Source organism: Marinobacter sp. G5_S1_61_S3 (assembly GCF_054968585.1).
In genome coordinates this window covers 28729-48093 of the sequence record NZ_JBQKUK010000019.1, presented here as the reverse complement: position 1 = coordinate 48093, position 19365 = coordinate 28729, and the positions used below count along the sequence as shown (strand labels likewise).

Annotated in this window: 15 protein-coding genes; 9 read left to right on the top strand and 6 right to left on the bottom strand. The window is 57.2% G+C overall.

Annotation, left to right across the window (positions count from 1 at the left end; genetic code table 11):
• Positions 1–72: 72 nt before the first annotated feature.
• The 6 genes from fmdA to ACTRWH_RS17615 all read left to right on the top strand — a co-directional run bounded on the left by fmdA (position 73) and on the right by ACTRWH_RS17615 (position 7777).
• Positions 73–1305 carry a formamidase gene (gene fmdA / locus ACTRWH_RS17640; protein ID WP_136633470.1) on the top strand — a complete coding sequence of 411 codons (1233 nt, stop codon included), beginning with the start codon at positions 73–75 and terminating at the stop codon, positions 1303–1305.
• 5 nt (positions 1306–1310) lie between these two features.
• Positions 1311–1664 carry a zinc ribbon domain-containing protein gene (locus tag ACTRWH_RS17635; protein WP_127401975.1) on the top strand — a complete coding sequence of 118 codons (354 nt, stop codon included), beginning with the start codon at positions 1311–1313 and terminating at the stop codon, positions 1662–1664.
• A 367-nt stretch (positions 1665–2031) separates the two neighbouring features.
• The gene (locus tag ACTRWH_RS17630) at positions 2032–4179 is read left to right on the top strand and encodes a methyl-accepting chemotaxis protein (RefSeq protein WP_127401974.1); all 2148 of its coding nucleotides are present in this window, start codon (positions 2032–2034) and stop codon (positions 4177–4179) included.
• A 269-nt stretch (positions 4180–4448) separates the two neighbouring features.
• On the top strand, positions 4449–5066 hold the full coding sequence (locus ACTRWH_RS17625) for a flavin reductase family protein (protein ID WP_136633012.1): 618 nt from the start codon (positions 4449–4451) through the stop codon (positions 5064–5066).
• Between the two features lie 169 nt (positions 5067–5235).
• Positions 5236–6762 (top strand): flavin-containing monooxygenase, encoded by a 1527-nt coding sequence (locus ACTRWH_RS17620; protein WP_136633013.1) that lies wholly within the window; start codon positions 5236–5238, stop codon positions 6760–6762.
• 94 nt (positions 6763–6856) lie between these two features.
• The gene (locus tag ACTRWH_RS17615; RefSeq protein ID WP_036211605.1) at positions 6857–7777 is read left to right on the top strand and encodes a lysophospholipid acyltransferase family protein; all 921 of its coding nucleotides are present in this window, start codon (positions 6857–6859) and stop codon (positions 7775–7777) included.
• Between the two features lie 21 nt (positions 7778–7798).
• On the opposite strand, the gene ACTRWH_RS17610 is transcribed toward ACTRWH_RS17615, so the two are convergent.
• Together ACTRWH_RS17610 and mltF are read right to left on the bottom strand one after the other, a co-directional pair.
• Complete coding sequence (locus ACTRWH_RS17610) at positions 7799–8866, bottom strand: transporter substrate-binding domain-containing protein (RefSeq protein WP_136633571.1); 1068 nt, start codon at positions 8864–8866, stop codon at positions 7799–7801.
• Between the two features lie 24 nt (positions 8867–8890).
• Complete coding sequence (gene mltF, locus ACTRWH_RS17605; RefSeq protein WP_428397018.1) at positions 8891–10267, bottom strand: membrane-bound lytic murein transglycosylase MltF; 1377 nt, start codon at positions 10265–10267, stop codon at positions 8891–8893.
• Positions 10268–10413: 146 nt separating this feature from the next.
• On the opposite strand from mltF, the gene ACTRWH_RS17600 reads away from it, so the two are divergent.
• Positions 10414–10878: a DUF302 domain-containing protein gene (locus ACTRWH_RS17600; protein ID WP_136633573.1), complete on the top strand. Its 465-nt coding sequence runs from the start codon at positions 10414–10416 to the stop codon at positions 10876–10878.
• A gap of 43 nt (positions 10879–10921) precedes the next feature.
• On the opposite strand, the gene ACTRWH_RS17595 is transcribed toward ACTRWH_RS17600, so the two are convergent.
• The 4 genes from ACTRWH_RS17595 to ACTRWH_RS17580 all read right to left on the bottom strand — a co-directional run bounded on the left by ACTRWH_RS17595 (position 10922) and on the right by ACTRWH_RS17580 (position 14074).
• The gene (locus ACTRWH_RS17595) at positions 10922–12238 is read right to left on the bottom strand and encodes a tetratricopeptide repeat protein (protein ID WP_136633574.1); all 1317 of its coding nucleotides are present in this window, start codon (positions 12236–12238) and stop codon (positions 10922–10924) included.
• Between the two features lie 102 nt (positions 12239–12340).
• Positions 12341–12805 (bottom strand): hypothetical protein, encoded by a 465-nt coding sequence (locus tag ACTRWH_RS17590; protein WP_136633575.1) that lies wholly within the window; start codon positions 12803–12805, stop codon positions 12341–12343.
• Positions 12802–13482 (bottom strand): anti-sigma factor family protein, encoded by a 681-nt coding sequence (locus tag ACTRWH_RS17585; RefSeq protein ID WP_136633576.1) that lies wholly within the window; start codon positions 13480–13482, stop codon positions 12802–12804. Before ACTRWH_RS17585 ends, ACTRWH_RS17590 begins: the two co-directional genes overlap by 4 nt.
• A 13-nt stretch (positions 13483–13495) precedes the next feature.
• Positions 13496–14074 carry an RNA polymerase sigma factor gene (locus ACTRWH_RS17580; RefSeq protein WP_075194718.1) on the bottom strand — a complete coding sequence of 193 codons (579 nt, stop codon included), beginning with the start codon at positions 14072–14074 and terminating at the stop codon, positions 13496–13498.
• A gap of 283 nt (positions 14075–14357) precedes the next feature.
• Here ACTRWH_RS17580 and ACTRWH_RS17575 point away from each other — a divergent pair, with 283 nt between their 5' ends.
• Both ACTRWH_RS17575 and ACTRWH_RS17570 read left to right on the top strand, forming a co-directional pair.
• Positions 14358–17333, top strand: coding sequence for a hypothetical protein (locus ACTRWH_RS17575; RefSeq protein WP_462826690.1), 2976 nt, complete (start codon positions 14358–14360; stop codon positions 17331–17333).
• Between the two features lie 130 nt (positions 17334–17463).
• Complete coding sequence (locus ACTRWH_RS17570; RefSeq protein ID WP_462826689.1) at positions 17464–19353, top strand: DUF1302 family protein; 1890 nt, start codon at positions 17464–17466, stop codon at positions 19351–19353.
• Positions 19354–19365: the final 12 nt, after the last annotated feature.

The following is a 19365-nucleotide window of genomic DNA, read 5'->3' as shown; positions in this document are numbered from 1 at the left end:
CTCCGGGGCGCGGGATCTCGGATAGTAAAACCGTTACCTAATTGTGCAAGCCAACACCAAGGAGCGCCCGTTATGGCTGAAACCATTATCAAGATTGATCTGAACAAGTCGGCTTACGACAACGACAAAATCCACAACCGCTGGCACCCGGATATTCCGCTGGTGGCCACCGTTAAACCCGGTGACGACTTCATCGTGGAATGCTATGACTGGACCGGTGGCCAGATCAAGAATGACGACAGCGCAGACGATGTGCGCGATGTAGACCTCAGCCAGGTGCACTTCCTGTCTGGCCCGATCGGGGTGGAAGGCGCCGAGCCGGGTGACCTGCTGGAAGTGGATATTCTCGACATCGGCACCTTTGAAGAAAGCCAGTGGGGGTTCAACGGCTTCTTCTCCAAGCAGAACGGCGGCGGCTTCCTGACCGAACACTTTCCGGACGCCCAGAAGAGCATCTGGGATTTCAATGGAATGTTCACCAAATCGCGCCATATTCCCAACGTGGAATTTGCCGGCCTGATTCACCCGGGGCTGATAGGTTGCCTGCCCTCTAAAGACCTGCTGGATACCTGGAACAAACGTGAAGCAGGACTGGTAGCGACAGATCCGGAGCGGGTGCCGGAACTGGCCACCTTGCCCAACGGTGATACCGCCCACATGGGCCAGCTGAAAGGCGACGCCGCCAAAGCGGCCGGCGCTGAGGGCGCTCGCACTGTACCGCCCCGGGAACATGGTGGTAACTGCGATATCAAAGATCTTTCCCGCGGCTCCAAGGTTTATTTCCCGGTCTACGTGGATGGTGCGGGCCTGTCGGTTGGCGACCTGCACTTCAGCCAGGGCGATGGTGAAATCACCTTCTGTGGTGCCATCGAAATGGCTGGATGGATTCACCTGCGGGTGAACCTGATCAAGGATGGCGTTAAGAAATACGGCATCAAGAACCCGGTGTTCAAACCCAGCCCGATCAAGCCCCGTTACGACGATTACGTGATCTTTGAAGGGATCTCGGTTGATGAAGACGGTGGCCAGCATTACCTGGACGTGCATGTGGCCTATCGCCAGGCCTGCCTGAATGCCATCGAATACATGACCAAGTTCGGCTACACCAAGGCCCAGGCCTACGCGATTCTTGGTTGCGCACCGGTAGAGGGCCACATCAGTGGCGTGGTGGATATTCCAAACGCCTGCGCCACACTCTGGCTGCCCACAGGTATCTTTGATTTCGACATCAATCCATCCGCAGAGGGTCCGAAGAAAATGACCAGTGGCGGAATGGACGTACCTCTGTCGAAAGACAAGGAGTAGTCACCATGCCCGTATACGACTACAAATGCCGGGAACACGGTTTGTTCCACACTCTGGCAACGATGGAAGACAGCGCAAAACCGATGGCATGTCCCACTTGCCAGGTGCTTTCGCCACGAGTGATTGTGCTACCCCCGGAAATCGCAAACATGGACCCTGCCAGGCGCACTGCCCAGGACCGAAACGAAAAGTCCCGCCACGAACCGGTGTTCTCCACCGCCGATCGCCGGGAGCAGGACCCTGAGCACGGCCGCAGTTGCGGCTGTGGCTTGCCAAAACCCGGAAAGTCGATGCTGTTCTATACCGCTGACGGGAAGAAAATGTTCCCCTCCATGCGGCCTTGGATGATCAGCCACTAAGGCTGTGCCAAACCGACAGTCACTGTCACGTGTTTGCCCCCACTTCGGGGGCTTTTTTATAGCCGTTCAACCCAGCGGACTACGAACGCCGGCGACCCCTTGGCCTAGAATGTGTGGCCGCCGTTCAGCGCCCCAAAACGGTGCATGCCTTGTCCTGTGATTGATCGTCGTGCGTTCGCAGGGCGCAATTCTGTGATTTTCCCATTTCCAACTCTATCTTCCGAGTCCAGGCATTCAGCGGAATAATTGGTTTCCTAGCGCCATCAGGTTGATTCGGCCTGAACCTTGCTACAAGCCCTTGTGTTCCGGATTGGCTGCACCGGCATTGTGCCTTGCGGTCCTGGTGTACGGATTGGAGGAGGCGTAAATGACCCTGAAAAGCGAAACTATGAAACTGACCGGTGCAGAGCGAAGCTGGTTACCGGTTTGGGGCGCAACGGGCAAGCTTGCCATGGGCTGGTCCTGTTTTCTGAACAGGAATATGTATGACACCAATGAACAGATTTTCGAGAGTATCGCCCGAACACGGCGTGATGCTCTGATTGCCTGGGCGGATAACAAGTGGTCCTTTCTAGAAACACTGGCAGCCCGGCTTGACGGGCAGGCTGATGAGGGCGTCAGGGAGTTGCTCCAGGCCTCGTCCGGCAGACTCCGGGAGATCTCTGAACTCTTCGTGGTGAACGCGGACGGTGCCGTGCTGGAGTCCTCCGCAACGGGGCGCCGCGGAAAACGGGACCTTCCCCAGAAAGCGGTTGAGGCCGGGGTCCGGTCGCGTTTTCTCCATGGCCCCCACAAGGACCCTGTTACCCTGGCTCTCGGGGCTACGACCTCTCGCTTCCATGATGCCGTGACTCTGATGTTCTACCAGCCCGTGACGTTGAAAGAGGGGCGTCAGGCGGCCATCTGTGCACGTATTCCCAATGACGTGATGAGCGACCTTATTCAGCGCGAAGCAGGGCACGTGTTTGAGGAATCGGGTGACAACTACCTGTTCATGATTGACAGCAAGTTCGACAACACCATCCTGACCGGGACTGCGCTTTCACGGTCCCGCTTCGAAGACGCCACGTTCAGCCACGGTGACAACCTGAAAGATGGCATTCGCACGGGGTTCGGCACGGTGGGTGTACGTGAACACACCGAATTCGAAATTCGCTTCACCGACCCCGCCACGGGGCAACTGCATCCCGGTGTTCGGGAAACCATCGCCAGGGGCGAGAATCTCTACGTGAAGTACCCGGGCTACTCGGATTATCGCCATATTCCAGTAATCGGCAAGGGCGTGACGGTTCAGATGCCTGGCTCACCGGATCGGTGGGGCATGATGTGCGAGGGAGATCTCGAAGAGGTCTACCGTCGGCGTTCTATCTCCTGGAGCCTGACAGCGCGCCTGACCATCTTCATGGGGCTGCTCTGGTCTATCAATTTTGGGCTCGCCTGGAGTGGCGTTCCCCTATGGTTGGAAGGCACCGTGAATGCATTGGCCGCCTTGGTCACGGTGATGCTGTTTCGGGCATCTTCGGCTAAACCTCTCTCGGAAAAGTTGGGCACTATGGCGGATGTGATCAGAAACATTGCAGAAGGGGGAGGCAACCTGCGCCAGCGTATGGACCTGTCCCGTATGCGTCGGGACGAGACCGGGGATCTGGCCCGCTGGATTAACAGTTTCATCGACAGCCTTGATGGCATGGTTGGTCAGGTGCTTTCCCTGGCTGCGGACTCCCGCCAGGCCAGCGATCAATTGATGAACCAGAACCAACTGGCCGACGAGCGGATTCGTGAAGTACTGACGCACATCGAAGATATGGTGCGTGGTGCCACTGAACAGGAGAACGAGATCAAAAATGCTTCTACCACGGCGCAGGAAATGCGCTCGGGAATGGAGGATGTGGTGGAGCGGGCGCGGGAGCAGTTTGCCCTGGTTAGCAAGGAAACCCAGAGTATTCGGGACGTTATCAATCGTTCGGCGGAATGTATTCGGGCGGCCAACGATCGCACAGAGGAAATCAGCAAGACAGCGCTGGTGATCAATGACATCGCGGCTCAGACCAATCTTCTGGCGCTGAACGCCGCCATCGAGGCCGCCCGTGCGGGAGAATCTGGCAGGGGCTTTGCTGTGGTTGCCGATGAGGTCCGACAGCTGGCGAGCCGAACCGCCCAGGCCACCAAAGACATTGGCGAGCGGTTGGACAATGTGCAGGAGGAAACCCGTCGGGCTGTGGTGACGATGGAGGGTGGCATGTCGGAGATGGAGGAGCGACTTCGCAAGGTTGAGGCCGCAGCGGACGATAACTCGGCGCTGCACGACATGGTGGAAAAGCTGTTCCGAGCCATTTCGGGCATTGAGGACACCAATCATCAACAAAGTAGCCAAACGGCGGGTGTGGCTGAAAGTGCAGCCATCATGAATGGGGTTGTCGAGCAGTTGATGCTCAGCTCCGAGCGCACCCAAGCCTCAGCCACCAAGCTGCAAAGACTGACTGGGCAATTTCAGGTGTCGGCCGAGGTGGCCTGACGGGTCAGTTGATGGCCGCGACAAATAATTCTAAGAACCAGGCGCTGGGAAGGGCTTGAGATCTCTCGCATCCTTTTATAGGCTTCCCAAGTGCTGCCCTCAAATACCAGTGATCTCATTCATCTGCGCATCATTGGTGTGTATTCTTGGCCACGGCTGTGAGTTTCGCGCTATCCAGCGCGGCGTGTCACTTTGAGAGGCTCATGCCTAATACATTGCTCATTCGGTAGGCCCCTTTCCCTGCTTTTCACTGCATGAAGGAAACACGAATGCTTATAGACCTTGAGTCGATCGAGGCACAGCACATCCACCCAATCCTGACCCAGACCGTCATCCCGCGGCCGGTGGCGTGGGTGTTGTCGCAGAATCCGGGGGATGACTACAACCTGGCGCCGTATTCGTTCTTTACCGTGGTCACCGGTAAGCCGCCAATCCTGATGGTGTCTGTGGGCAAGAAGCCCAGCGATGGTAGCTTCAAGGACACGCGGGTGAATATTGAGGCTCGTAAGCAGTTTGTGGTGCACATTGGGAGCCGCAGCCAGGCTCAAGCCATGACGGAGTCGTCCCGCCATCTGGACCACGGCCAGTCTGAACTGGACCGACTGGATATGAAGTTGGTGCAGGAAGAAGGCTGGCCGATGCCCCGGGTCGAGGGGTGCCTGGTGGCGTTTTACTGCGAGTTGCGAGAGGTCATTGAAATGGGTGACACGCCGCAGTCGCTGGTGTTTGGCAACATCAAGAAGGTGTTTGTGGATGATCAGGTTGCCAGCATTAACGATCAGGGGCGTTACATTATTGATGCCAAGGGCATCGACCCGATTTCACGTTTGGGGGGCAGCGAATACGGCACGCTAGGCGACATTCTCAACGTGCCGCGCCCGGACTGAGGCAGACTGCAACAGGCTCAAACGAGCTGACAGAACTGACCGAAACGGCGCCGAATTCATCGCATGGGGCCAATTTCGGCGTTTTCCCTCCTGGGCTATTCTCATCCTGTTGGCGTGTGATCCGCGCTGAAATGTTGATAAAACAACGGCAGATGCCGACAGGGTGGTTATGAGCGAACAACATGTAGACGTACTGATTGTCGGCGCCGGCGTTTCCGGCATTGGCATGGCCTGTCACCTCAAACGAGAGTGCCCGGGTAAGTCTTTCACCATCATTGAGCGCCGTGAGTCCCTTGGAGGCACCTGGGATCTGTTCCGCTACCCGGGTATCCGTTCCGATTCCGACATGTACACCTTTGGCTACAACTTCCGCCCCTGGACCGGGGGCAAGGTGTTGGCGGATGGCCCGTCGATCAAGCAGTACGTTCACGATACCGCCAGGGAAAACAACGTTGAACAGCATATCCAGTATGGCCTGGCGGTTGTTTCCGCTGAGTGGTCAGGCACAGACAAGTGCTGGACACTGACGGCCCGCAAGGAAGCCACCGGCGAAACCGTTACCTTTACCGCCAGCTTTCTGGTGGGCTGCACAGGGTATTACAACTACGATGCCGGCTATAAGCCCGACTTCCCTGGCGAGGCCGATTTTGGCGGCCAGATTGTGCATCCGCAGCACTGGCCTGAGGACCTGGACTATACCGGCAAACGTGTGGTGGTGATTGGCAGTGGTGCCACGGCCATCACCCTGGTGCCAACGATGGCGGAGGAAACCGCTCACATAACCATGTTGCAGCGTTCGCCCACCTATCTGATGCCGCTGCCATCCCGGGACGCCGTGGCGCTGGGCCTTCAGAAGGTTCTGCCCGCCAATGTCGCCTATCGGCTGACCCGTGCCCGTAACGTCAGCATTGCACGGCTGCTGTTCAATCGTTCCCGCAAGAACCCCAAGGCCATGCGGCGGTTGTTCCTGGCCATGGTACGCCGGCAACTGGATGGCAAGGTCGATATGCGCCATTTCTCACCCAGCTACAACCCCTGGGATCAGCGCCTGTGTGTGGTGAAGGACGGTGATCTGTTTGAGTCTATCAAGGCGGGCAAGGCATCGGTGGAGACGGACCATATCGAACGCTTTACCAAAAACGGTATTCTGCTGAAATCCGGCAAGGAACTGGAGGCCGACATCATCATTCCGGCGACTGGGCTGGATATCCAGATGCTGGGTGGCATGGACCTGGTGGTGGATGGTCATCCGGTCACGCTGCGGGACAAGGTGATCTACAAGAACGTAATGGTGGAGGGCGTACCCAACGCCGGTATGATTTTCGGGTACACCAACATCTCCTGGACCCTGAAAGCCGATATCGCGGCTGAATACCTGTGCCGCCTGTTCAATCATATGGACAGCAAGGGGCAGAGCGTCTGTATACCCCGTGACACCGGCGACAGTCGCGCCGGAGACACCATGATGGGCGGCCTGGATTCCGGTTATATCCGTCGGGCTGACGACAAGTTGCCAAGGCAGGGAACCCATGGCCCCTGGAAGGTCAGCCAGAACTATCTGGAGGATGTGAAAACTCTCAGGTTTGAGCCTATCGAGGATGGTTACCTGGAGTTCGATGGTCGCCGGCCGGTTCAGCAAACCAAACCAAAACGCGGTTTCATGAGGCCGTTGCGTTCAGCGCTGTTTGGCTCTTGAAGGTGTGACACAGCTCGATCATTGATGAATGCAACTACAAATCTGCCGCAAAATATGGCAGTCTCATTGCCCGTTTTTGAACAGGCAATGATGTATGTCCGGCCGTAAAAATAAGAAGAATATGCCGTTGTGGCATCCGGTTCTCTGGCCTTCGTGGCTTCTGGTCTTCACGCTTTATCTGCTTGCCCTGCTGCCAATGTCGGCCAAGCAGCGTTTTGGCCGGCGGCTGGGCTGTTTTCTGGAAGGCAAGCTGACGTCACGGGCCAAGGTGGCCAATACCAATATTGCGACCTGTTTTCCGGAGCTTGATGACGCCGCTCGTGAGCGATTGGTGCGGGATAACTTTGTGGCCTGTACCCGTGGTTTCCTGGAAAGTATTCACGCCTGGTGGCGGGATATGTCGGGCTTTTGCGAGGGCGCCGAGGTTCAGGGGCTGGAGCACCTGCGAGAAGCCCAGGCCAGAGGTAAAGGTGTGCTGTTAATCGGCGGGCACTACAGTATTTTCGACTTTGCGCTTCCGCTGATTGCCTGTCACCTGAAGAAACCGGGGTATATGTACCGCCCCAACAATAATCCGGTGATTGACCGGATGATTGAAAACGGTCGCCGGCGTCACTTCGGTATCCGCCCGTTCACCAAGCGTGAGTTGAGGCCGTTGGTGTCGTTCCTCAAAAAAGGCGGGGAAGTCTGGTTTGCCTGCGATCAGGACTTTGGCAAGAAAACCGAGCTGTTTGTGCCGTTTTTTGGCACCGAGGCCGGGTGTATTACCTCACCCAGCTACATTGCTCGAGTGTCCGGTGCCTCAGTCATCTGTGTGAGCCATCTGCGGATGCCTGATGGTCGTTACCGGGTGATATTCTCGCCAATCCAGGAGGGATTTGGTGTCTGCAAACAGAGCGATACGGAAACCTGGAGTCGCTACATCGAAGACACCGTTCGTGAACAGCCAGACCAGTACCTATGGCTGCACAAGCGCTTCAAAACCCGGCCCGAGGGGTGTGCCAAGGTCTATTGATGCCTCGGGCTGTTTTCAGGATTACTCGCGGCCCAGGTAGCGCCGGACAATGTCCTTCCAGCCTGATGATTCCGTGACCTCAAGAATCTGCTCGGACACCGGCCCACGCAATGGACTTTCGGACGGCAGGGCCAACCCATAGAGTTGCTGCTGGAAAATACCGGGCAGCAGGGTCAACCTCTTGTCCCCCAGTTGCAGGTTGCGGTATTGCAGCAGGGCCCTGTCGTAGACCACGGCATCGGTTTCACCATTGGCGACTGAGAGCATGGCGCTGGTCAGGTCTGGATAGAGTTGGTGCCGAATGCGCTGATCTTGCAGATACTGCTCGCTGGCGGTGTTAGCGATGGTGGCTACGTTGGCGCGGTTGAGGTCGTCGGGGCCCTGAATATGATATTGCAGGTTGCTGACGGTGAGCGATGAGGTAATCGCTGCGGTAAAGCTTGCCACCATGATCAACCCGGCAAACATCCACACCAACGCAACCATTCGGCCCGCCAGCGACACCGGAGCCTTGTCACCATAACCAACAGTGGTCATTGTCACAGCCGCCCACCAGAAGCTCGCTCCTATTCCCTGTACCGCGGTGCCACCAAACTGCTCCGGATTGCGCCGACGCTCAAACAGCCACAGCACAAATCCCACAGCCAGAAGCAAGCCACCCAGGGCGATAACCACGCTCATAAATTGCCAACTGATCAGCGCGCGAAGGCTGGCGAGCAGCCCCTGCTCAGGCGCCGGAGGTACTGCGATGGACAGGCCTGTCTGGTAGAAGGGGTGGGTGAAGTCGAATGCCGCTTCCCGTTCGGCGGTCATGGTGAGAGCTCCCACCGCCACGTCGACTTGTCCGCTTTCGACCTGCGTCAGTAGATCACTGAAGGAGAGAGGAACGAATGTGTATTCCCGGTTCAGGCCATCGGCAACCTGGCGCCACAGATCGATACTGATGCCTTCCCATTCGCCGCTGTCGGTTTCCATGACAAAGGGCGGGACAGTGGTGATGCCGACTTTGATCGGCTCCGGTTGCCCCGCCGCCTGACTGGTAAACAGCAGCAGGAGGGGCAGGGCAAGCCGTGAGATCCATCGTTTCATGGGTAAGTCCGTGTTGTCAGGAAGTTAGTCAAACGCTGAGCTGATCACATCACGGTAGTTCCGGATGCGCTGTACATAGTGTACTGGTTCGTAGCCACGGGCGTAGCCGTAGCGGGTACTCGGGTAGTAGCGCTTGTCGGCTTTCAGCGGCAGGACTTCTTTCATATCGTCCCAGGAGTCAGGGTTTTTGCCCAGTTCGCGCGCAAGCTGGCGGGCATCCAACAGGTGACCACGGCCAATGTTGTAACTGGCCAGGGCAAGGAAGGTGCGGTCTGGCTCAGGAATGGTTTCGGGTAACCGGCGATGGCGATCCGCCAGGTAGCGGGCACCGCCATCAATGGCCGCCACGGGGTCCAGACGGTCCATTACGCCAAGGGATTCGGCGGTGTTCCGGGTCAGCATCATAATGCCGCGAACGCCGGTGGGTGATACGGCAGCCGGGTCCCAGTGGGACTCCTGATAGGACAGCGCCGCCAGCAAGTCAGCCGGCATGCCGGTTTTGGTTTCTGCTTCGGCGAAGCGATCAATAAAGTTGGGAAGTCGCTCATCTATCCGGCGGTTGAGGGCGCGCAGGTCGACGAAATCGAATTCGCCGATGTACGCGTAATAGCGGCTCTCGATATAGCCGATGGCTTCGTCACCGTCAGTGCTGTTCATCCATTCCCGGGTGGTTCCCGCCAGATCGTCGGAACCGGCTGGTAGGTACCAGCCCAGGTTATTGCCCTGGGTGAGGTTCATGGCCACTTCCAGGTGGGGGAAGTGGCGGCGCATGACCTGAACGATGTTGGAGTCAGCGACGGTGCAGTCGATGTCCTGCTCAGCGACTTCAGAAAGCAGAACTTCGGTCGTTCTGCTGTCATCTTCGGTGAACGTGATACCTTCGTGTTCGCTGGCGAGCTTGTTCAGAGTTTCTACGTAGCTGGAATCGGCGGTGACCGCAATGCTGACCTCAGGCATGCTTTCCGGTTTTCTGGGCATGGGTCGCATGTCGCGATGACACACCAGTTGCTCGGTGATTTCGGTGTGCGCGGGCCCGCGTGTGAACCGTTCTGTCCGTGATGGCAGGTGGGTCAGCCCGGCGGCCGCCAGATGCGTGTTGCCAGCCTCCAGCGCCTGCAAGACCTCGGCGGTTGAATCGTGCATGGTCCAGTTGACGGTCCAGCCTTTGCTCTCGGCGAAGCGTGACACCAGGCTGAACTCTGGGCCAATGGGGTTCTGGTGGCGGTCGAGATAGTAGGTGGTGGCGCCGTTGCGAGTTGCCACCTCCAGTACGCCGGTCTCTTGCGGCGGCGCGAGTTGTTCGGCCGGTTTATGGGTGGATGCGGTTTCAGATTCGCCCTGGCTACAACCAGCCATGATGGCAATGAGCGGAAGCAGGGCTCCCTTCAGCGCATGAGTCATAAAGACCTCGTTTTTTGGATTTATAAAATTATAAGGGTTTCTACGTACTCTGTGTGGAAGCGTATCACTTTGATTTTGAGCGGCCTGTGCAGGCCGGAGTTAACTGGCCTATGCTGGAGTGGTTCGATATTCCAAGGAGATGCGTAATGAAAGTCTGGACCAGAATCCCGATTCTTGCAGCTTTGCTGATTCTGCCACTGGCCGCGATCGGTGCCGATGGGGCTGATGGAATGGTAACGACGCAAAGTAAATACAGCGTTGCGATGACGGCGGACAAGCTGGTCTCGACCCTTAAAAGCAAGGGTATGACGGTGATGAACCGCATTAACCACACGGAGGGTGCCAGCAAGGCGGGGCTGGAACTACGCCCAACCGAGGTGGTGATTTTTGGCAACCCGAAGGTAGGGACGCCCCTGATGCAATGTGCCCAGAGTGTGGCGATTGATTTGCCGCAGAAAGCGCTGATCTGGGAAGACAGTGAGGGAACGGTCTGGTTAGGCTATAACGACCCGGAGTATCTGAAACAGCGTCACGACATTGAAGGCTGTGATCAGGTCATCAAAAAGATAGAGGGAGCACTGGCCGGTTTCGCAAAAGCGGCAACGGAATAACGTTTACTGATGCCCGGCAGTCACGTGTGCACGTGGGTTGGTATCAGAATCCGACGGCCAGGCTGGCGGTGACGGTGTGGCGATCGTAGCTGTAGCGATCGATATTGCTGTTGTTGTCGATACGGTCCAGATCCAGACTGAGAGATGTTCGACGAGAGAAACGATACGTGGTGCCAACGGACAGTGTATGACGCTTGTCTTCACGACGTATCGTTTGTCGGCCCTCGGGAACAATCAGTTGGTGTGGCGTACGATAGTAACTGAAGCGAAAGCCCGCCCCGGCTTCAACACTCAGTTGGTCAGTCAGGTCGTACTCAATGCCTGCATCAAGGCCATGTCGCTCGGGCGACACACTGAAGAACTCCTCTCCGGTATCCAGATTGTCCCGGTCATTGTAGTCAGCCCGGTATTTGAGTTCCGCCGTCCAGTTCCCCGGCCGGAGACGGTAATGGGCATCAAGCCGGTACATCTGGCCCCGATAGGCATCGAATCCAGGTAACGGAAAAATCTGGGTGGCCTCTGCTCTAACCAGGCATCGCGCGCCGGGGCCTGGGCAGTCGAGGGTGGTTATGCCGGCCATCAGGCGAGCGCGACGTTCCCTTGATCGCCGATCCCGCCATATATAGTCGCCGCCAAGGCCTACGCTGATCACTCCCGGTGCGGTTTTCTGAACCCATTTTGCACCCGCCTGAATCACCTGCAGGTCAAACGTGTGCTCGGAAGGGTACTGACGCGAATAGAACTTGATGTCCGAACGCAGTCCCGCCGAAGAGTCGCCATAGAGGTAATAGGAGGCAGCCGCCAGAGTTTCCACAAAGCCGCTGTCGAGCTTTCGGGGGGCGGTATCCGGGAACAGCGCAACGTTGTCTTCATAGCCACCCCCGATGGAAACCAGGCCAGCCCAACGTTTTCTGGGTGAGGCAGCATGCATCGTTGGATCGAGGCGTTCAAGTTGACGGGTGGCGAGCGATATCAGGTTGTCGTCAGGATCGGACGCAAGCACGTTCTGGAACGCTTTTGTTGCGGCGTTCTGATTTTCACGGGCCAGGGCGGTCAACCCGATGTTGTAGTAGGCAAGCGCTTTCTGACGGGTGGGGATAAGGGTCCGGAAGGTTTGCTCCGCCTCCTCGTAAAGCCCGAGCTTGTAATAGACAACGCCCAGGTTGTAATTGAGTGAGCGGGAGCTCAACCCCTTCGAGACGGCGGACTCAAGTAAGCGGCGAGCTTCATCCAGGTCACCGGCGTTAAACGCCTGGATACCCGCACGGAAGAGCGTCTTAGCCTCGGTCGTATGCTCCTGAGCATGGGCGGTTGACAGCGCGAGACACAACACCAGTGCGATGGTCAGAAGACGGCGCAAATACTCTCTCCGGAATAGTCTGAACTCGGACTCAGAGTATAACAGCCATTGGACGGGCGAGCGCCAGTCCTGAAGGGATCAGGTGTGACGTCTGTATCTAATCTACTGCTGTCCGGTTTCCTCCAGATTCAGGCCGTTGTCGTTTAACAGGTCCAGATCGGTATCGCCGGTGCCAGGCAGGTCCAGTCCAGGGTCTTCGATGCCCGGCAGATCCAGTTCTGGTTCGTCTTGGATGATCTCGCCAGGCAGTTCGATGCCGAGCGCGTCACGAGACTCCCGTGACTGTTCGGAGAGAGTGCTCTCGATATCCAGCATGTCTTCCCGGGTATCGGAAGCGAAGTCGCCGGAATCCGTCTGCATATCACCGAACCCGTTTGCGCCGGCGGGCGCGTCCACGGACTCCGGAAGCTCAAGTTGTTGCACAAAGGAATCGTCCAGCTCTTGATCGTCCGCGACCATTCTCATGGTCACATCAAGATCGTCCTGAGCCCAGGACAGAGCCGGTGTAGCAAGCAGAAGGCCGAGCATGGCCGGAGCAAGCCAGCGCATATGGATATGTCTTTTCATGATGAAGGCTCCGTGTTTCCTGGAATGGCGGTGCTGAACGTTTTGCGCCGGGTTCCATCGTCCAGGTGCGCAACCAGTTTGCCGGAACCAGGGAACAGTACGTTGATGGGCAACGCCAATACGTTATCGCCTTGCTTGAGATCCACCGTCCAGCTGATGGTCTGGCGCCCCGGGAAGGGTGCCAGTTCTGCGTTGGGCGGCAGTTCCAGGGTCAGAGTGACGTTGTCCATCGCCTTGCGGGAATTGAACGCCAGCCTGACGGTTTTCAGTTCCGCTCCACTTTCGGGTTCAGCAACGGTTTCTGTTGCTGTCTGCCCGTTAGCATCTGCGATGTCTTCGGGCAATCCCGTATCTGCCGGGCCGACCTGCATACCGATGAAGATACCGAGTGCCAGCACGGCGGCAATTGATGAAGCCCAGAGTGACGTTTTGCGTAACGTGGAATTCCGAGGTGTCTCGCCAGCGAGTGCCATTGCACGAACGCGGGATTCGAAATCGTCGTCGGGCTCTGGAACGGTCTGGGCCATGATGCCTTTTTGCAGGCGTTGTTCATCCTCCCAAAGTTCTGAGCAACTGGCACACGTCGATGCGTGAGCTTGGAGGGCTTCCTGTTCATGCAGCGGAAGATCGCCGCGAACCAGGCTGTCGACCTCCTGATGGAACTGACGACACGTCATGGCATTCACCTCTTCACCCTTCACGTTGTTGCTTTTCGAAAGGTTCCATTTGTTTTTTCAACCGTTCCCGCATAAACGCTCTGCTGCGATGCAGGCGTGATTTTATCGTACCAACAGGCACATCCAGAACCGTTGCAATGTCCTCCTGGCGCCAGCCATCCGCGTCGTGAAGCAATAACAGGGTTCGTTGGTCTGGTGGCAGGGTATTCAGTAACCGCTTGACGGTTTCGCCAATGCGCGTTTGGTCGATACCGGCGGACGCATCCGGGCTTGCCTCGCCGAGGGATTCTATGAAGGCGGTCTGGCTCTCCGCAGCGACCAGTGTACTGACGCTGATTTCTCTTTGGCTGGATTGTTTTCGGGTGAGGTCAACAAAGTGCCGGTACAACACACGGTTGAGCCATGGCTGGGGTTGCTGCACGTTTTCCAGTTCGTCCAGCCGGGGGTACATCTTGACCACGACATCCTGCACCAGATCCTCTGCGTCCTGTTTCTGGCCAGTCAGGCGGTAGGCGAAAATATACATGCCTTTCATGTAAGGCAGAATCAGCCGGTCAAATCGCTTTGACGACGACGAACGAAATGGGAGCAAAGCCAATCTGATTCCCTCGGTCTGTGGTTGGCACGGTTTGGCGGGTGCCCCGTCCTCAGGCCATTCTTGTAGGTGTTCGGATGTCAGATTCTGAACATACCATCATTATTGCCTTTTGTTCGAGACAAATTTCTCGCTACAAGAACCAGTTAGCCCTTCCTTTTGCGATTTCTCGTCTATTCGGGAAAATTTTTTTGGAACCACCGCAATTAGACTTCCGTGTTAGGCCGAAAGACACAGGACGAGTCTCGAACTACAAAAAAACGTACAGAGGTAAACAAGTATGTTCATGCGCCAAACGCGACTGATGTCGATGGTCATTTTGTCGGTCAGCCTGACGGGTTGTTTTGAAAGCAGCAGCCAGACTACAAAGAATGCGGACCCAGACTACGACATTACCAATCCGGCCGTGGAGCGGGGAACTCACCCATTATTTGACCCGTTGACCACCCAATTCCCGATTCCAAGCGATTCCCTTTTCTATCTCAGTGAGGTTGACGACGGCACCATGCTGAATGGCAGTGATCCTGCCAACCCAGTGACCACGGGCATTGGATTTCTCGATGGAAATTCAGTACTGGCACCCATTGATATCAAGATCAGTGGCAGCCTGGACAGCCAGCAGACCCTTGATGCACGTGACTTTGTCTCCGTGGAGGGCGAGGTTGTCCCCAACCCGGATCAGAATGTGTTCCTGATTCCCCTGGAATATGCCGGTGGCGATAGCCTCCGTCAAACCTCCGGAGAGGTCGCCGGAATTTCATCGGCGATTCAGTACCGGCGGGCACTGGCACTTGAGGAAAGCGGTAATACCGCCGAAGCGGATGCAATTTTCGATGCCCTGGTTGAGGACAGACTTCGGGTTGAGCTGCTGGATATCGATGGTGGCCAGAACAATATGATCCGGATTCTGCCGGTCAAGCCACTGGCTGAGAAAACCCGGTACGCCCTGGCCATCACCGACGACATTGTAGACACCAACGGCGACCCGCTCGTTGGCGCTCCGACCTACCAGTCGGTGGCGGACCCGGAAGCGGTACTTTCCAATGTTGCGTTCGAGCCATTCCGCGAGGCGTTGCTGCCTGCCCGCCGACTCGCCTCCGATTATTTTGAGTTCAAGCAGGCGTTTTCCATCGCTGGATTCTCAAAGACGTTCGATGACGTTGTGTTTTCCACAACGATCACCACAACGGCGGTAGACGACGTACTGCTGGCAAACACAGCCCCGGTAACGTTCTTCCGCAACAGCCTGGGTATAGCTGCCCGACAGGAAGGGCTTCAGCAGTTGATCTCCGGATTCTACAACCTGACTCAACAGCCGCTGGAGGGGGCCGCGACGGCGGAACAGCAGAACATCAACGATGAAATCCATGCAACGCTGACGGACACAGATTTCCGCCTCTACGACGCCGAGCTCGCCGGCCTGCTCAGTGAGGCCCGGGACGCTGGCATGGTCGTTCAATATCAGGACCTTGTCAGCAATGATCAGGCGGACCGCAGAGTCGCCTATGCTTTGCAGGCCGCAACAGCGATGGCCGTCGATACTGTCGCCGACAACGAGGGTGAAGCGCAGGCGCTTGCAACCGCCGCTGACAACCTTATTGATGCCCCGAAGCCGCGAACAGTAAGAATGTTCAACCAGCGCGACGGTGGTGAGATAAATCCGGCGTTGGCTCAGGAAGTTCAGGGCACTCCTCTTAATATCCATGTCTATGAGGGCGAGATTACCCTGCCGTATTTTCAGGGCGTGCCGGAGGCGACGGATGGTTCAGCTGTACGCTCGGCCAGTTGGCTCCCGGCGGACTTCAGCGCCGAAGAGTCGCTCGATCAGGCTCCCTCCGATCGGGTGACCTACCGTTTCCCGTTTGTTGAAAAGTCCGGTGAAACAACGGTCCCCATTGTGGTCGCCGCGCCCGACACCAACCAGGCCTTGATTGCCCCGCAGACCCCGGCAAATGGTTTTCCGGTGATCATCTATCAGCATGCCGTGACCACCGACCGTTCGGCGATCCTCCCTCTTGCGACAGCCGCTGGGTTGTCCTGCGCAGACCCTGGCAATACCTTTGACTGCTTCGTCACCATCGGTATCGATCAGCCGCTGCACGGTATTTTCGGAGAGGGCGTGGTTGGTCTTAATCCCATCACCACTCAGGATGGTGCTTCGGCGGACGCCGTCGAGCGTCACTTTGGCTTCGCCGCTGACGCGGATCTTAATCCGGTACCGGCGGGTGAACTGCAGGAGCCCGAATCGGGAAGTCTGTACCTGAATTTCACTAACTACGCCAACACCCGTGACAACATGCGCCAGGGCACCCTCGACCTGCTTAACGTGAACGCCTCGTTGCAGGCGATCGAGGACGCCATCAACGCGTGTCAGGCCGCCGGCGATTGCGCCCAGGGCCTGAGCATTGATCCGAGCCGGGTCTATTTCATGAGCCATTCGCTCAGTGGTATGGGTGGCGCGGCCTTCCCACCGGTTAACAATGCAGCGAGTGCTGCGGGCAACTCCAATCTCAGCCCGGTTCTGGCCTCTAATCTGCTGAACACCGGCGGTCAGTTCACACGTCTGTTCGAAAACTCGCAGTCACTGGCACCACAGCTTCTTCCCGTGCTGGACGCCGCCTCTGATGGCGTGCTGGCGCAGGGACGTACGGAGCTCAACATCTACTTCAATGTGTTCCAGTCGCAGCTGGATTCGGCAGACCCTGTCGCCTATGCCGGCTTTTATCAGAACACCAACACGTTGCTGACTGAAATCGTTGGTGTTGATGATGACCCTGAGCGCCCAACTGACGACACGATTCCCAATGCCGCGGATGATCAGCTTTACGCCATGGGGCCCCTTGAAACCACGGTTCCGGAAACCGGATTTGTGATCAGTAGTGAGCGCGCACCTCTGGCGGGTACGGATCCCCTGGCTGCGGGTATGGGCGCTGAGTCAACGCCGCTGGCAAGTGGCCTCCCAGCTATAACCCGCTATCTGGAAGGGTCACATGGCAACCCCGTGTCTGCCGGTCAGAAAGCGGCGGATGCCTTTTCTTCACGTGCGGTTTTCGACGAGATGATCGCGCAGATGCTGGAGCTGTTCAGTGATGGCACCGTTTCTGTCAGCAACCCCTGTGTCGTAAAGGATGCCGATACCTCAGGTACGGACTGCTCCGCCGAGGGCAACACCGATCCAGGCAGTGAGCCGGACGGCGGCGGAGATGGTGGGGGTGATGGAGGTGATGGTGGCCTGATTGGTGGCGGCCTGATCTAGAAACCCAACGGCCAGACAACCAGCGCTTCGGAGATCCCGGAGCGCCCGTTCCCGATAAACACGTGTATGTCGATGGCGATTCTCTCCATCAATGGGGAAGCTTTGCCTGAAAAACTGGAGCTACAGACCAATGACAACAAAAAACCGAGACCGTAAACGCCTGGCGCTGGCTATCGGCGCAATCGTATCCACTGCCCCGGCGATGGCATTCGATTTTGACATCTACGAGATCGACGCCTCGCTCTCAACGACCCTGACGGCGGGGATTGCCTATCGGTTGGAAGATCAGGACAAAGATCTGATCTCCCAGGGCAACCTGGGTCCGGAATTCGCATTCAGTAACACGGGCGCCTCGTCCAACAACTTCGACGACGGCAACCTGAACTTTGAAAAGAACGAGCCATATTCCCAGATCCTGCGTGGCCGTAGTGAACTGTTCCTGGACTACACCCCCGACAGTGACACGCTGACGCGGGTCGGGGCGCTGGTGCGAGGCACTTATTATTACGACCACGAACTGAAGGATAACCGTCGCGCCAAGGACCCGGTCGGCCAGCGACGTGAATTGAATGATGAGGCCAAAGATAACGCCTCCGGTGTGGATCTTCTCGACGCCTACGTGTTTACGGACTGGTACTTCGGAGATACGCCGGTGTCGATCCGTTACGGCCGTCAGGTGGTGAACTGGGGGGAAAGCACGTTCATCCTGGGCGGTATCAACGCGGTTAATCCGATCGATGTTCCCGCGTTTCGTGCTCCCGGCGCGGAGCTGAAAGACGTATTGTTACCAGTGGAGATGTTGTATACGTCGGTTGGCCTGACGCCTGAAATCACCATGGAGGCGTTTGTTCAGACCGACTGGGAAAGCTTCAGGATTGACGATTGTGGCACCTATTTTTCCTCCGCCGACGTGGCGGCCGATGGCTGTGGCCCGGTATTACTGGCGGGCCAGGTGCCTGACTCCCAAGCGCTGGAAGAGGGATTCGTGTCTCCGCGCCTGGGCGATCGCGAGCCCGGGGACAAGGATCAGTTCGGTGCCGCGTTGCGTTGGTATCTGACCGACCTGGGGGCCGAGCTGGGGTTCTACTACACCCGTTATCACAGCCGTCTTCCGTACATCAGTGGTGTGGTCAACAACCCCTCGGACCCATCGGCAAACCAGAAAAGCGACCCCAACCTGCCCAACTCCAGGTTTCCCAGCTATTTCATCGAGTATCCGGAAGACATTGATCTCTATGGCATCAGTATCAACACCACCCTGCCAACGGGCACTTCGCTGGGGGCGGAATACAGCTTCCGGCCAAACCTTCCCATCCAGTGGAACACGTTTGAGCTGATCTACGGAGGCTTGCAACAGCGTGGTCCGGATGGACAGGTAGTGAGCAAGCTGGAGCAACGCCAGCGTGAGAAGGATCCCAATTTCAACTATGCCGGTAAGGCTGTTGATGGCTACGACCGTTACAACGTTTCCCAGGCCCAGGCCACATTCATTCACTTCATTGACCGGGTAATGGGCGCCGCCCGTTTCATCATTGTTGGTGAGGTCGGTGCCACCTATATCCACGATCTGCCCAGCACCTCGGAAGCCCGCTACGGACGATCGGGCATCTACGGTGTGGGGCCGGTGCCGCTGGAAGGTGACAACTTTACCGGTGATTACTGCAGCCAGGGCACAGACAGTGACCCGCGTTTGAACATCAACCCCAGCAACTGCGGAGGTGATGGGTTTACCACATCCTTCTCCTGGGGCTATCGCACGCTGTTTGTCTGGGACTATCCGGATGCCGTCGCCGGCGTCAACGTGCGCCCCAGGCTCTTTTTCTCTCACGACGTGAAGGGCTACGCACCAGATCCCGGTGGCAACTTCCAGGAAGGCAACAAGTCACTGGGCCTTGCCGTCGAAGCCACCTATCAAAACGCCTACAAAGCCAACCTGAGTTACACCAACTATTTCGGGGGTGATTACAACGTCATCAATGACCGGGATTTCGTGTCGGCCTCAGTGTCCTATTCATTTTGAACCATTGTCTGA